General features: G+C 31.6%; 15 protein-coding genes. 3 read left to right on the top strand and 12 right to left on the bottom strand.

Annotation, left to right across the window (positions count from 1 at the left end):
• Positions 1-219 precede the first annotated feature (219 nt).
• The 5 genes from OA85_RS17705 to OA85_RS04930 all read right to left on the bottom strand — a co-directional run bounded on the left by OA85_RS17705 (position 220) and on the right by OA85_RS04930 (position 3754).
• A complete protein-coding gene (locus tag OA85_RS17705; RefSeq protein ID WP_369699882.1) occupies positions 220-654 on the bottom strand; it encodes a pentapeptide repeat-containing protein in 435 nt (144 codons plus the stop codon).
• Positions 655-827: 173 nt separating this feature from the next.
• Positions 828-1031, bottom strand: coding sequence for a hypothetical protein (locus OA85_RS04945; RefSeq protein ID WP_039108378.1), 204 nt, complete (start codon positions 1029-1031; stop codon positions 828-830).
• A 70-nt stretch (positions 1032-1101) separates the two neighbouring features.
• Positions 1102-2016: an AraC family transcriptional regulator gene (locus tag OA85_RS04940; RefSeq protein WP_039108377.1), complete on the bottom strand. Its 915-nt coding sequence runs from the start codon at positions 2014-2016 to the stop codon at positions 1102-1104.
• A 90-nt stretch (positions 2017-2106) separates the two neighbouring features.
• Positions 2107-3105, bottom strand: coding sequence for a glycosyltransferase family 9 protein (locus tag OA85_RS04935; protein WP_039108376.1), 999 nt, complete (start codon positions 3103-3105; stop codon positions 2107-2109).
• A 43-nt stretch (positions 3106-3148) separates the two neighbouring features.
• Positions 3149-3754 (bottom strand): DUF4254 domain-containing protein, encoded by a 606-nt coding sequence (locus OA85_RS04930; RefSeq protein WP_039108375.1) that lies wholly within the window; start codon positions 3752-3754, stop codon positions 3149-3151.
• A gap of 86 nt (positions 3755-3840) precedes the next feature.
• Between OA85_RS04930 and upp the strand changes: the two genes are divergently transcribed.
• Positions 3841-4494: a uracil phosphoribosyltransferase gene (upp, locus tag OA85_RS04925; RefSeq protein ID WP_039108374.1), complete on the top strand. Its 654-nt coding sequence runs from the start codon at positions 3841-3843 to the stop codon at positions 4492-4494.
• Here the strand turns inward: upp and OA85_RS04920 are convergent.
• On the bottom strand, positions 4489-5418 hold the full coding sequence (locus tag OA85_RS04920) for a DUF6427 family protein (RefSeq protein WP_039108373.1): 930 nt from the start codon (positions 5416-5418) through the stop codon (positions 4489-4491). The two genes, upp and OA85_RS04920, sit on opposite strands and share 6 nt — an antisense overlap.
• 145 nt (positions 5419-5563) lie before the next feature.
• Here OA85_RS04920 and OA85_RS04915 point away from each other — a divergent pair, with 145 nt between their 5' ends.
• Positions 5564-5794 carry a hypothetical protein gene (locus OA85_RS04915; RefSeq protein ID WP_039108372.1) on the top strand — a complete coding sequence of 77 codons (231 nt, stop codon included), beginning with the start codon at positions 5564-5566 and terminating at the stop codon, positions 5792-5794.
• Positions 5795-5825: 31 nt separating this feature from the next.
• Here OA85_RS04915 and purD read toward each other — a convergent pair whose 3' ends face one another.
• Positions 5826-7100, bottom strand: coding sequence for a phosphoribosylamine--glycine ligase (purD, locus tag OA85_RS04910; protein WP_039108371.1), 1275 nt, complete (start codon positions 7098-7100; stop codon positions 5826-5828).
• Between the two features lie 133 nt (positions 7101-7233).
• On the opposite strand from purD, the gene OA85_RS04905 reads away from it, so the two are divergent.
• A complete protein-coding gene (locus OA85_RS04905) occupies positions 7234-8541 on the top strand; it encodes a phenylacetate--CoA ligase family protein (RefSeq protein WP_039108369.1) in 1308 nt (435 codons plus the stop codon).
• Here the strand turns inward: OA85_RS04905 and OA85_RS04900 are convergent.
• From OA85_RS04900 to OA85_RS04880, 5 genes are all read right to left on the bottom strand, one after another.
• On the bottom strand, positions 8531-9307 hold the full coding sequence (locus OA85_RS04900; protein ID WP_039108368.1) for a glycosyltransferase family 2 protein: 777 nt from the start codon (positions 9305-9307) through the stop codon (positions 8531-8533). The two genes, OA85_RS04905 and OA85_RS04900, sit on opposite strands and share 11 nt — an antisense overlap.
• Position 9308: 1 nt before the next feature.
• The gene (locus OA85_RS04895; protein WP_039108367.1) at positions 9309-10676 is read right to left on the bottom strand and encodes an undecaprenyl-phosphate glucose phosphotransferase; all 1368 of its coding nucleotides are present in this window, start codon (positions 10674-10676) and stop codon (positions 9309-9311) included.
• A 60-nt stretch (positions 10677-10736) separates the two neighbouring features.
• On the bottom strand, positions 10737-11720 hold the full coding sequence (locus OA85_RS04890; protein WP_039108366.1) for a UDP-glucuronic acid decarboxylase family protein: 984 nt from the start codon (positions 11718-11720) through the stop codon (positions 10737-10739).
• A gap of 194 nt (positions 11721-11914) precedes the next feature.
• The gene (locus OA85_RS04885; RefSeq protein WP_052257144.1) at positions 11915-12643 is read right to left on the bottom strand and encodes a class I SAM-dependent methyltransferase; all 729 of its coding nucleotides are present in this window, start codon (positions 12641-12643) and stop codon (positions 11915-11917) included.
• Between the two features lie 20 nt (positions 12644-12663).
• Positions 12664-13779: a glycosyltransferase gene (locus OA85_RS04880; RefSeq protein ID WP_039108365.1), complete on the bottom strand. Its 1116-nt coding sequence runs from the start codon at positions 13777-13779 to the stop codon at positions 12664-12666.
• Positions 13780-13788 lie beyond the last annotated feature (9 nt).

The raw sequence follows: 13788 nt of genomic DNA, 5'->3' as shown, positions 1-13788 counted from the left end.
GAATCTTGAAAAAATTAAAACACCATATTTATGTATAATTTTTTAATTTATTCTTTTACAGACATTTAAAGCCTTTACGATAGAATCAACAGCAATCGTTCACATGACATCTTAATAATCCAACACCTTTTTATTTCCATAAATCGAAGTAGGCAATTTTGGAAACTGATTTCTATCGGAAACCAAAGTATTTTTCTATTGGTAGATTCATTTGTATATTTATTCAATATCAAGGTCAAATTTATCTAATAGCCCCGCAAGCTGTCCCTGTGAAAATTTTGCTCTCTTCATTTTATTATCTGCTGGGTCAAAAGAATAGTTTTTCGCAGTACGAAAATCTGCTTTCTCAAGAATTGTCCCTGCAAAAGTAGCGTTCGAGAGGTCGGAATTTTTAAACAAAGCCATCGTTAAATCAGCATTTGAAAAATCTACATCTTGTAAGGAGCAATCCACAAAATTGGTCTTTTTCATTTTCTTTTGCAGAAAAGTTGAATAGTCCAGAATGCAATCCTGAAAGTTCATAGAAAATAAGAAGTTATTACATATTGTAAAATCCAAACCCATTAATTTACACCCAATAAATTGAATATTTTTCAATCCTGTGTTATAAAGTACAGCTAAAGAAAAATTACAGTTTTTAAAACTACACTCCATAAAATCATTATGGCTTAAATCACTTTTTGAAAAGTTACAGTTTACAAATTCACATTTAAAAAATTCACTGTCCGTTATTTTTTGTTCTGAATAATCAATGTTTTCAAATGTTTTGTTTTGGTGAAGTACCGTATCCATAAAGTGTGGGAGTAAAGTTTATTTTGCTAATGCGATTATTCTTCTAATTCTATACAGTCAAAAGTTCCATTATTTAATATCGATTCCATTATTTCAGTTTCGCTATCTATTCTTAAAATATTATCGCAGTCTTCAAGATCAAAATTCCAGCTGGCAGTTGGTAACAACCCATTTAATAAGACTGTTGCTAACTCAAATTTCAATTTTGTATCTACTGATGTTTTAAAAATATAAATCATTTTTGCTTTTTTTATAGCATGCAAATTTCATTCATTACCCAGGAGGATAGTAGGATTCCATAATCAATAGTTAGGATTTATCAATCATTTTTCGATACTGCATTGGTGATACACCTTCGTTTTTTTTGAATATGCGACTGAAATAAGACTGGTCATAATGACCTACCTGCATTGCAATTTCACTGACACTCAGATTGGTTTGATATAATAAATATTTAGCTTCCAGTAAAATGGATTCTTCAATCCATTTGGTAGGTGACTTTCCTGTAGCGGATTTTATAGATTTGTTGAGATGATTTGGAGTGACATTAAGTATTGAAGCATAATAATTAACCTGATGCTGTTGATTGATGTGAGCATAAATAAGTTCTTTAAACTTAGTTGTGAGCACAGTGGCAGCTGTTCCATTTTTATCTGTTTTTAATCCGTTTTTATTGATTTCACAAAGTAAAGCAATCAAATAAGGCTGTATAATATCCAAATTTGTGACACCTGATTCCGTATATTCAACCTGTAAACGATTTAACAGCTGTATGATAAACTGAGGTTCCTTATTTGGAAAATAAAGGTCAGGGTTGCCCCAAATTTTTAAAAAATCAAAATCATTTACCATTTCTGGATTCCCGTATTTTCCTATTAGAATATTGGGATGGAACTGACAAATAAACCCCTCTATTTCCGTAATTATGGAGTCTATTGAAAAAATCTGTCCCGCCGGAATTACTATAATTTCATTGGATTGTGTCGTATATTCCTCGAACCCAATCTTTATTTTGTGGGTTCCAGAGGTAATGAATAGTAACGTGTGACAAATGTGTTTGGATGGTGGTACAGGAAATTTAAGTTGATTAATTTCTTCCAATTTCAGGCAAAAGAAATGTTCTGAGTTTGATTTAAAAAGATAGTCTTTGGAGTTATCATTTTCAAGAAATCTATCCCGAAAACCCTGTGGACTGTACGTTTTTACTTTTCCGGTTGTTTTCACCTGCTATTTTCTTGTTTGATACTTGTATTCACGTCTTAGAATTTCAACTAACTGTTGCCTATTAAACACAACATAATAAACGGAGTCTGTTTACTGAACACTGAGGACTATTTTCTCCACAGCAATCGTTCGCATGGCATCTTCATACCCTTCGACTTTTTTATTTCCATACACCGAAGTCGGTAATTTAGGAAACAAATTTCTATCCGAAACCAACGCATTTTCTAAAGGTTGATTAAACGGTGAAAATCCCGCATAAGGATGTGTTGCACCCCAAAGCGTAATGACTTTCACACCAAGCATAGCAGCAATATGCGCATTTCCGGAATCCATAGAAAGCATCACATCAAGATTACTGATGAGTTGCAATTCTTGTTGAAATTTGAGTTGCCCTGCCATAGTAATGACATTTTCTTTGTTGGAAGAAAGCGAATTTAAGAGTTCTATTTCCTTTTTTCCACCACCAAAAAGCAGTATTTTACAGTCCGCATTTTTGGCTAATTGGTTGATGACTTCTTGCATCAAATCCAAAGGATACACTTTAGAGTCATATTGTGCAAAAGGAGCAATTCCTATCCATTTCTGGTTTTTTTCTCCAGTCAAACTAATGATTTCAATATCTAAAGTTTGTTTTTTGGGGAAAATCGGATGAGATAAATCAACTGTAAAACCAAGTTGTTCAAATACTTTGCAGTGTCTTTCAAACATCGTTGGAAGTTGTTTGAAAACTTTATTTTCGGGTTGGGTTAATGCTTTTTTCTCTGCTCTTCCTTTATCAACCGAGGCCACTTTTTTTCCGCTTAAAGCAAAAAGATTTCTGACGATTTTAGACCGCAAAACATTATGCAAATCGGCGAAAGCATCAATATGAAGTGCTTTTAAATCATGGAACAAACGCAACAATCCCAGAAACCCTTTGTGCCGTTCTTTTTCATCGAAAGCAAAAAAAGAAACGTTGGGGATGGAATCAAAAAAAGGTTTGAAAAACGGTCTGGAAACGACCGTAATTTTAACTTCTGGATGCTGGTTTACAAAAGCGCGTAAAACAGGAACCGTCATGGCGACATCTCCCATTGCGGAAAGTCTCATGACGGCTATATGTTTGATTTTTTGGGACAATTTAAAATAACAATTACTTCTTGTTTTGGTACAAAACAGGATTCAAATCATCATCATTGTACATTTTCATCTGCTTGTACACTTTCATGAATTTATCACCATTTTCAATGTCTTTTATTAAGTCATCAATTGCGGTTGACAAATCAGTTCTTTGCTCTAAAAGAATATTTAATTTTGCCTGACATTTATCTCTGTGATCTTGTGAAGCTGCTGCACGAGTCGCTTCTTCATTCATGTGATAAATTTTCAAGGCTAAAATTGATAATCTGTCAAAAGCCCAAGCAGGACTTTCTGAATTGATTTTAGCACTTTCTTTTACTACTACATGGCTGTATTTTTGAAGAAAATAACTGTCAATATATTCCACCATATCTGTACGCTCTTGATTAGAAGCATCGATTCTTCTTTTCAAAGTCAAAGCAGCAACCGGGTCAATATTTGGGTCACGGATAATATCTTCAAAATGCCATTGCACTGTGTCAATCCAGTTTTTATGATACAATAAATGTTCAAATTTGTCCTTAGGAAACGGATTATTTATAGGCTGATCAACATTATCAAATTGGTGATAATCTTTAATACTTTGTTCGAAAACGGAATAAGCTAATTTTGAAAACATATCTTTATATATTAAAAGGCAAAGATACTTTTTTATACTTTTATAGATAAAAAAAACTTTAGAAGTTTAATTCCAAAATTAAAACCATGCAAATCCATATTTTATCAGAAAACAATAGTGTTCTGAACCATTTTTTAGGACAAATTCGAAATGTCAATGTTCATAACGACAGCATGCGTTTTAGAAGAAATATTGAACGTATTGGTGAAATCATGGCTTATGAATTGAGTAAAGAATTGCATTATAAAAACATCGAAATTCAAACGCCTCTTGGCATCAAGAAAACTACCGAAATTGAAGATCAATTGGTGCTGTGCTCCATTTTACGCGCAGGATTGCCTTTGCATTTGGGTTTTTTAAATTATTTTGACAATGCAGAAAACGGTTTTATTTCGGCCTTTAGGCACCATCCTAATAATGATGATTATTTTGACATTGTTGTTCAATACCAAGCAATCGCTGATATAAACAACAAAAATGTGTTATTGATTGATCCCATGCTTGCTACCGGACAATCTATAGTTGCTGTTTTTAATAAATTAATGGAAAGAGGAACTCCAAAGGAAATTCACATTGCAGTTGTAATTGCCGCCCCAGAAGGAATTGAACACCTTAAACAACATTTACCCGATACGTGTCATCTTTGGATTGCTGCATTAGACGAAAAACTAAATGAACACAGTTACATTATTCCCGGACTTGGCGATGCGGGAGATTTAGCTTTTGGGAATAAACTATAATTGAGAGAAAAATGCAAAAAGACTGCATAGAATAAAAACAAACAATACAATTTCCTGTTTCAATTTTAGTTGCACAATTTCAATATGACTTGTTGCCATCACTGCTAATGGCGCAAAGGTAAACAGCAATAAATCATTGCTTTTATTGGAGGAAATCAAGAAAATTACGATTCCAATAAAGAAGGAAGCTATTATTTTTTTGAAAGAAACATGTAAAAGTTGTGGTCTGTTAGACAATGTTGCAAACATGGAAATAACGAAAAATAATGCAATAGTAGCATAGATCGAAAAAGCAGCGTTTTGGTAATTATTAGTAAAATAATCAATACTAAAATCCGTCGTTACACTCCTTGTTGTATATTCGATTACGTTTACATTGAATACTGCCGCATATAACAGGAAAAGAATTGCCGCTGTAAAAAAGGCAATAAACGGCAAGAACCAGTTTCTATAATCTCTGGAAACATGGAAAATTATTGATATGAAAACCAATACAATAAAAATAATACTCCAAAAATGAAATAATGAGGCTAAAAAAATCCACAATGAAGCATCAAATATTTTTTCTTTGGAAGCTTTAAGTGATTGCAATGAAATCAATCGGCGAAGGGCTAATAGTATAAAGAAATTTGAAACAATTAGGTTCGTGTTGTCTAATACCGAAGGAAAAAAAAGCAACAATAAAAAATAGAAAAAAATGGTGTATGTACTGTCTTTACTGAGTCCGTTTTTCTTTACAACGAAATTTGTAATAAAAACAGAAGCCAATAAAACACAGAACAATGCCACTTTTTTTAAAATCAAAAAAATGGAATTAGTCCAAGATAAATCTTGAAATTGATATATTAAAAAGAAAACCAGCATTAAAATTACTACCAATGAAAAATTTAATGGTGTAGATTTTTTAAAAACACTTGTTATCATAAGGATATTTTATACTTTTGTGATTGTAAATATAATACTTGTTTAAAAAGGAAACCCTGCAAGTTCAAAAAGATTCTTACTAAATAAGACCTTTCTACTTTCCAGAGCCCTTTAAAAACAACTAATAAAATTAATTTTATACATTATGAAAGCATTTTTCGAAGGAATACAATACTTATTTGTAAATATTTTATTTGCTCCTCTAGATTTTTTACGTTCATTGGAACTTAAATCTTGGTTTGCTGCTAATACTATCAACTGGATTTTCATGATTATTTGTGCGTCTGCAATGGTATATTGGATCAAACAATTGAAAATTTTTGAAGCAAACGGAACAGAAAATCAAGATACTACCGCTCACTCTTTTTTAAAGTAATATTTAAAAAAAAGTGAACGATAATTGGAAACTATTTTAAATCGTTTCCAATATCTTTTCTAAAATACATCTTATCAAAATTTAGTTTATCTATGTTTTGGTAAGATTTTTTTATGGCCTCTTCGAAATCATTTCCATAAGAAGTTACAGTTAAAACTCTTCCCCCATTAGAAACAACATTTCCATTTTCTAATTTTGTACCTGCGTGAAAAACAATAGAATCTTGAATATTTTCTAATCCTGAAATCACTTTTCCTTTTTCGAAATCTTCAGGATATCCGCCAGAAACTACCATAATTGTAGTAGCGCTTCTTTCGTCAATTTCCAGTGTGATTTCATCTAGTTTTTCATTGGCTACTGCCAAAAATAATTCCACTAAATCTGTTTTCAATCTTGGAACAACCACTTCCGTTTCCGGATCACCCATTCTCACATTGTATTCAATTACGATTGGTTCGTTATTCACATTAATCAATCCAATAAAAACGAATCCTTTGTACGGAATTCCATCTTTCTGAAAACCATCAATGGTAGGTTTTACAATGCGTGTTTCGATTTTCTCCATCAAAACAGCGTCAACATAAGGAACTGGAGAAACTGCTCCCATTCCGCCCGTATTTAATCCCGTGTCGCCATCGCCAATGCGTTTGTAATCTTTAGCAGTTGGCAGGATTTTATAATTTTTTCCGTCAGTAAGGACAAAACAGCTTAATTCTATTCCGTCAAGAAATTCTTCAATCACAACTTTAGAACTGGCGTCACCAAATTTTTGGTGCACTAACATGTTTCTTAATTCTTCTTTGGCTTCCGCCAAATCTTGAATAATCAAAACACCTTTTCCAGCTGCCAATCCGTCTGCTTTTAAAACATAAGGCGGTTGCAATGTTTCCAAAAATTCGCATCCTTTCTCCACTGTTTCGGCAGTAAAACTATCGTAAGCAGCAGTTGGGATATTATGTTTAATCAAAAATTCTTTGGCAAATTCTTTACTTCCTTCTAATTGAGCCCCAATTTTTGATGGTCCAATAACTGGAATATGTTTTAACTCTCCATCATTTAAAAAGAAATCGTAGATCCCTTTTACTAATGGATCTTCAGGTCCAACAACAACCATTTCTACTTTTTCCTGAAGAACAAAAGCTTTGATAGCGTCAAAATCAGTTGGGCTTATATCAATATTGTTAGCTATTGCTGCAGTTCCAGCATTTCCTGGTGCTACAAAAAGTGTGTCGCAAAGCGGACTTTGAATCATTTTCCATGCAAATGCATGCTCTCTTCCGCCTGAACCCAATAGTAAAATAGTCATGATGTTGTTTTATTTAGTTGTGGTGCAAAAATAATTGCTTTTGAACTTAAAAAATAATTAATTTTCAAAAAGTTGTTGGTTCTTGGTCATTAGTTGTACGTAAATATTATTTTTGATGAAATATACCTTTAAAATGTTTCCACTTTTCGACTTATCACTACAACTAAATGGATTCCCAATGAAGGAAGCCAAAGCTGAATTGCAAAAAATAGTCGCTTTATCCGAAAAAGAACATGAAGCTTTTCTTGAAAATAAAAAATTAGAAATCGTTAATTTTCATTTACAGAATAATCCATTTTATCAGGAGTTAGTTGGTTCAAATACTACCAATTGGGACGATTTACCCATTTTAAATAAAAGAAACTTACAACAACCATTGCTGGAAAGGCTTTCAAACGGGTATTCTCCAAAAAATAGTTACGTTAATAAAACATCTGGTTCCAGCGGTGATCCCTTTATTTTTGCCAAAGATAAATACAGTCACGCTTTGACTTGGGCTTCCAATATGTATCGTTTTGGTTGGTACGGAATTGATTTCAACAGCTCCTTTCAAGCCCGTTTTTATGGGATTCCAATGGATTTTATTGGTAACAAAAAAGAACGCTTTAAAGATTTATTGAGCCATCGGTTTCGATTCTCCATTTTTGATTTGTCAGATGTGGTATTAGAAAAAATTCTGAAAAAATTTCAGAATAAAAAATTCGATTACATCAATGGTTACACGAGTTCAATTGTTCTCTTTGCCAAATATTTAAAGAAAAAAAACATCATTTTAAAGGAAATTTGTCCCACTTTAAAAGTGTGCATGGTGACTTCAGAAATGCTTTTTGAAGATGATAAAATTCTTTTGGAGCAACAATTTGGAATTCCAATTGTCAATGAATACGGTGCTTCGGAACTAGATTTAATCGCTTTTCAAAATCCTAAAGATGAATGGCAAGTGAATTCGGAAACGTTATTTGTAGAGATTTTGGACGAAAATAATCAAGCGGTTCCAAACGGGACTTCGGGCCGAATTGTAATTACTTCCTTATTCAATAAAGCACATCCGTTTATACGTTATGATATTGGCGATATTGGGATTCTGGATGAAAAAAGTACGTTAAAGAAACCTATTCTTAAGAAATTAATTGGAAGAACAAATGATATTGCCCTTTTGCCAAGCGGGAAAAAATCACCTGGATTGACATTTTATTATGTAACCAAAAGCTTTATTGAAGACGATGGAAACGTAAAAGAATTCATAATCAAGCAGACAAAAATCGATACTTTTGAAATTGAATATGTCAGTGAAACCGAATTAAATTTGAAACAAATTAAAAAAATAGAAACCGCTATTGCTTTGTATTTGGAACCGGATTTAAACTTTAGTTTTATTAGAAAAAAAGCTTTAGAAAGAAGCAATCGTGGAAAGTTAAAGCAATTTAAATCTATGATTTGATCGTTTTTATATAACGCGGTTTTATGACTAATTGCGTGAATAAAAAACCCGTCATGCAAAGTAATGAAACAACTACGTTAAACCCATGAAACGTTCTGTAAACCGCAAAATTATGCTTTAATAAGTCCAATTTAGAAGCTGAAATTGAATTTTCTCTAATCCTATAAAAAGCTAAACTTTCAGTAATAGGTTGCGCCGTTTTTATTTTTTTTAGAATCGTGAGCCATAACATCCAGTCTTGGCGTTTACGGATGGAAGAAATAGCAATTTTTCCGAAATAATTTACATCATAAATACCGGTAAGATTCCCAACATAATTACAAAAAAACAGTTGTCTATAAGAAAGATTTCTCGGTGCTTCCACTGTTTTATTTAATGATTTCCCCTCTTCATCGATGCAATCATAGAAAGTGAAAGTAAACGGTAAATTATTGGTTTTAAGAAAATCTATTTGTTTCTCCAGTTTTTGTGGTTTCCACAAATCATCGGCATCCAAAAAAGAAATATACCTTCCCTTACATTTAGTCAACGCTGTGTTTCGTGCAATTCCGGTTCCTGAGTTTTTTTCGGATTGAAAAAGTTGGATTCGATTATCTAAAAGAGTCATTTTTGTAACAATGGACACCGTTTCATCTGAAGAACAATCATCCACAATAATCATTTCCCAATTTTGGTAGGTTTGATTCTGAACAGATTGAATCGTTTCTGCAATGAACTTTTCAGAATTAAAGGATGGTGTTATAATTGAAACTAATGGTATTTCCATTTTAATATGCTTTTTCTTCGCCCTTGAAAATGTTAACTATTGTTTGAGAAATTATTTTTAAATCTAATATAAGAGACCAATTTTCAATGTAAAAAACATCAAATTTTATTCTATTAATCATATCGTCATCTGTTTCTATTTCACCACGAAAACCACTCACTTGAGCTAATCCTGTAATTCCCGGTTTAACAGAATGACGTACCATATATTTTTTTACCTTATTTCCATAAATTTTATTTTGTGCCCAAAGATGAGGCCGCGGACCTACAACTGACATTTCACCAAGTAGAACATTTATAAATTGAGGCATTTCGTCTAAACTTGTTTTTCTCATAAATTTACCTATTCTAGTAACACGAGGATCATTTTTTGAGGCTTCTTTTTCGGTTGTTTTATTGATTCTCATAGAACGAAGTTTATAGCAATAAAATTCATTCTCATCAATTCCGGGTCTTCCTTGTTTAAAAAAAACGGGGCCTGAAGATTCTAATTTTATCAGAATAGCTAATAAAGGAATCAACCAAGATAGAAGAAATACAATGATTATAATGGAGAAAACTATATCAAATGTCCTTTTAAATACTTTAGTCGCCGGATCATGCAGAATTGTTTTTTTTAAAGATAGTACAGGGAAAAATTCGTAATAATCTATTTTTAATTTTTTTGAAAAAATTTCTTTAGTATCCGGAATGAATTTTATTGTTTTATTATTTTCATCGGCAAAATCTATTAAATCTTTCAAATGCTCGTTGGAGATTTCGTTCAATGAACAATAAATTTCATCAACAAAATTTTCAATTACGAAAGGTTTCAAATCTGCCAATTTCCCTTTAATATTTTGATTTGATTTCTTATCTGAAAAATACCCTAAAAAACGATACCCATAATCATTTCTTGTTTCGAAAAGATCTTTCAATCGAATTGCTTCGGGTGTATATCCAATAATCACCGCGCTTCGGTAATTGCTTCCTGTTATTATTCTGTATTCCTTTAAATAATAAAACAGTAAAAATTTTGAAACAGTAATCAATCCTATAACTGATGAAATAAACAGGGCAATCACTGTTCCGCTAAAAAAAACTTGTTTAGAAAACGGAAAAAAAGCAATGATTATTAAAAGAAATAAAATCCCCTGTTTGACTATTTTCGAAATAATTTCAATTGGTTTTGTAAAACGATAGACATCATAAAACTTGATAGAAAAAGCAGCTGCAATCCATCCAATTGTTTGATAAATAAGATAATGTTCAATATTTAAATTGAGGTCTTCGAGGAAGAACAAACCTAGTATTGAAATAACTATTAGATCAATTGAAACACTAATAGGCCTTATGTATTTTGAATATCTTCCTATTTGTGATGCTGTCATAATTAGTGAATGTATTCTAACTATTAATTTAAAGATAAATTCAAAAATACTATCCTTCTGCTATTTAATATAACCCGAAAAATCCTTGTGTTCTTCTTTAGAAAGTTCTTCTTTGGACAATGATTTAAAATAGTCGTAAGTGATTTTCATTCCCTCGGCACGATCTACCTTTGCTTCCCAACCCAGCAATTGTTTTGCTTTAGTAATATCAGGCTGTCGTTGCAAAGGATCATTTATTGGCAAAGGAAAATAAACCACTTTCTGATTGGTTCCTGTCAGTTTTATGATTTCTTCAGCAAAATCTTTAATGGTGATTTCATCCGGATTACCAATATTTACCGGTAAAACATAATCAGAATGCAATAATCTAAAAATACCTTCCACCTGATCATCAACATAACAAAAAGAACGCGTCTGCATTCCATCACCAAAAATAGTTAAGTCTTCACCACGAAGCGCCTGACCTATAAATGCTGGAATAACTCTACCGTCATTGAGTCTCATTCTTGGACCGTACGTATTGAAAATTCGAACGATTCTGGTTTCTACACCATGAAAAGTATGGTACGCCATTGTTATTGATTCCTGAAAACGTTTGGCTTCATCATAAACACCTCTTGGTCCTATTGTGTTTACATTTCCGTAATATTCTTCAGTTTGTGGATGAACCAATGGATCTCCATAGACTTCAGAAGTGGATGCAATAAGAATTCTGGCATTTTTTACTCGTGCCAAACCTAAAAGGTTGTGCGTCCCTAGAGAGCCTACTTTTAATGTTTGTATTGGAATTTTCAAATAATCGATTGGACTTGCCGGTGAAGCAAAATGCAAAATATAATCTAATTGACCCGGAACGTGAACAAATTTGGTGATATCATGGTGATAAAATTCGAAATTTTCCAATTTGAACAAATGTTCTATATTTTTTAAATCTCCAGTAATGAGATTATCCATTCCAATGACAAAATAGCCTTCTTTAATAAAACGGTCACAAAGATGTGATCCTAAAAATCCAGCTGCTCCGGTGATAAGTATTCTTTTCATATAGATTTTTATAGTTTGGGTATTATGAAATAATTTATTAAAAAGTAATAGATTACTTCAAATAACACAACGCTCTTTGTCGTCATAAAGAGGATTCTGTCAAAAATAAACTTATCATTAGGATTGTGAAAGAAATATCAGCAAAATCTTTTTTCACAACCGTTTATTTTCAATTATTGACGAAGCTATTCAAATTATTCTATCTTTTCTAAAACAAATACATTGTTGAAATAAGCTGTTGTATCAATTGGCAATAATAGACTGAACAGAACTCCAAAAAAGTTAAAAAAGACGATAAAAGGAATTAGAAAAACCTGTCTTACATTTTTATTATTTGGGAGTATATTCTTTATGTAATTTAAATTAAATTGAAAAATAACTTCTATATAATTTCCTGTTTTAAAGTTCTCAACCACCTTAAAACCATTTTTTTGATACAAATGTTTTAAAGCAGGTGTTGTGTATCTTGCAAAATCATAGGGCATTTCATGTTCTTCCCACATAAAAGGAGTTGTAATTAGTGCCTTCCCATTTTTCTTTAATACTCTATTAAATTCCTTTAATAATTCGTCTATATTAAAAACATGTTCTAAAACCTCGGTGCACAAAAGAGAATCAAACCGTTCACTTTCAAATGGAATTTTTTTACCATCATAAAATTCATCTACTTCATTATAATTTTGTTCCCTTCCTTCAATTTTATAATCTACACCAATATATTCCTTTACGTTTACAAATAGTTTTTTATAGGGTTTCGTTCCACAACCAAAATCCAACAAAGAGCCATCAAGTTTATGCGCATTATTTTTTATAGCGCTTCGAATTGATTTTCGGATTAGAAAATTATAATTAATGAAAAGCCCAATAATCCCGGGATGAAATTTTTCTTTCTTAATCTTTTGTTTGATGTACTCTTTATACATTAAAATTCTTTTTTTCAATATTAATTCAAATAAATAGATTCCAGTTCAGAAATATTTTTTTTGATGTTGTATTTTTCAGAATACGAATTGAAAGCATTTTTTGACAATTTATCCAATAATTCTTTATCGATTAATAACTTTAAAATTTTACTTTTAAAACCCTTTATATCTTCGTTATCAACAACAAATCCATTATAATTATCAATAATCAAATCTTTATTTCCATCACAATTACTAACTATACAAGGTTTAGATAATGCTAAACTTTCAATAATAGAATAAGGCATTCCTTCATATCTGGAAGTTGAAAGATAAAACTTAGATTGATCAATTATATGAAAAACATCGGTTCTTTCTGTCCAATTTAAAAGCGTTACGTCATTGCTCATGTCTAACTCTTGAATCAAATTTTTAACTGATTCTAACTGACCTGATACTGGACCAACTCCCATTACAATTAAATGAATTTTAGCTTCTTTATTGACTTCATGAAGCACCCGTATCATTTGCTCAATATTTTTTTGATACGATGGACGTCCAACTGTACAAATATAATCTTCGGGCCACGTTTTTTTTATTGTTAAAGGATGAATTGCAGTTATTGGTTCAATGCAATTATTGAATACTATTGCATTTTCTGGTTTATAACCAACCTCCTCAATAGCACGTTTTTTTTCGGATTGTGATGTTGCTAAAAGCTGACTATTTCCATTGGAAAGAAACTTTTCAATACTCAAAAAAAGATTTCTTTTTAGACTATTTTGCGTACTTAAATAGGAGAAAGCATGTGGCGTATAAATTACTTTTATTCCTAATAATTTACCCGTAATTCGACCTACAATACCCCCTTTAGCGCTGTGTGCGTGTATTAGATTTGGCTTTTCTTTTTTTAGAATTTTATAGGTTTGAACAAGTGATTTAATATCATTGATTATTGAAATATCTCTAAAAATAGAAACTTTATATTCTTTTACTTTATTCCCATTTTTATCAAAAAAAGGTTTAATTGTGTCTTTGGCTCCATGAATAACTATGTTTTCAAACGAATCAGTATTCATATTTTCTAAAACAAGTCTCAAATACACATCAACTCCGCCTATGGAATGTAATAAATGAACGATCTTTAGTTTTGCCATTTCTCTGAT

The organism is Flavobacterium sp. AED (assembly GCF_000812945.1).
Classification (GTDB): Bacteria; Bacteroidota; Bacteroidia; order Flavobacteriales; family Flavobacteriaceae; genus Flavobacterium.
The sequence above is the reverse complement of the archived record's forward strand: the minus strand, read 5'-3'. Positions and strand labels throughout refer to the sequence as shown.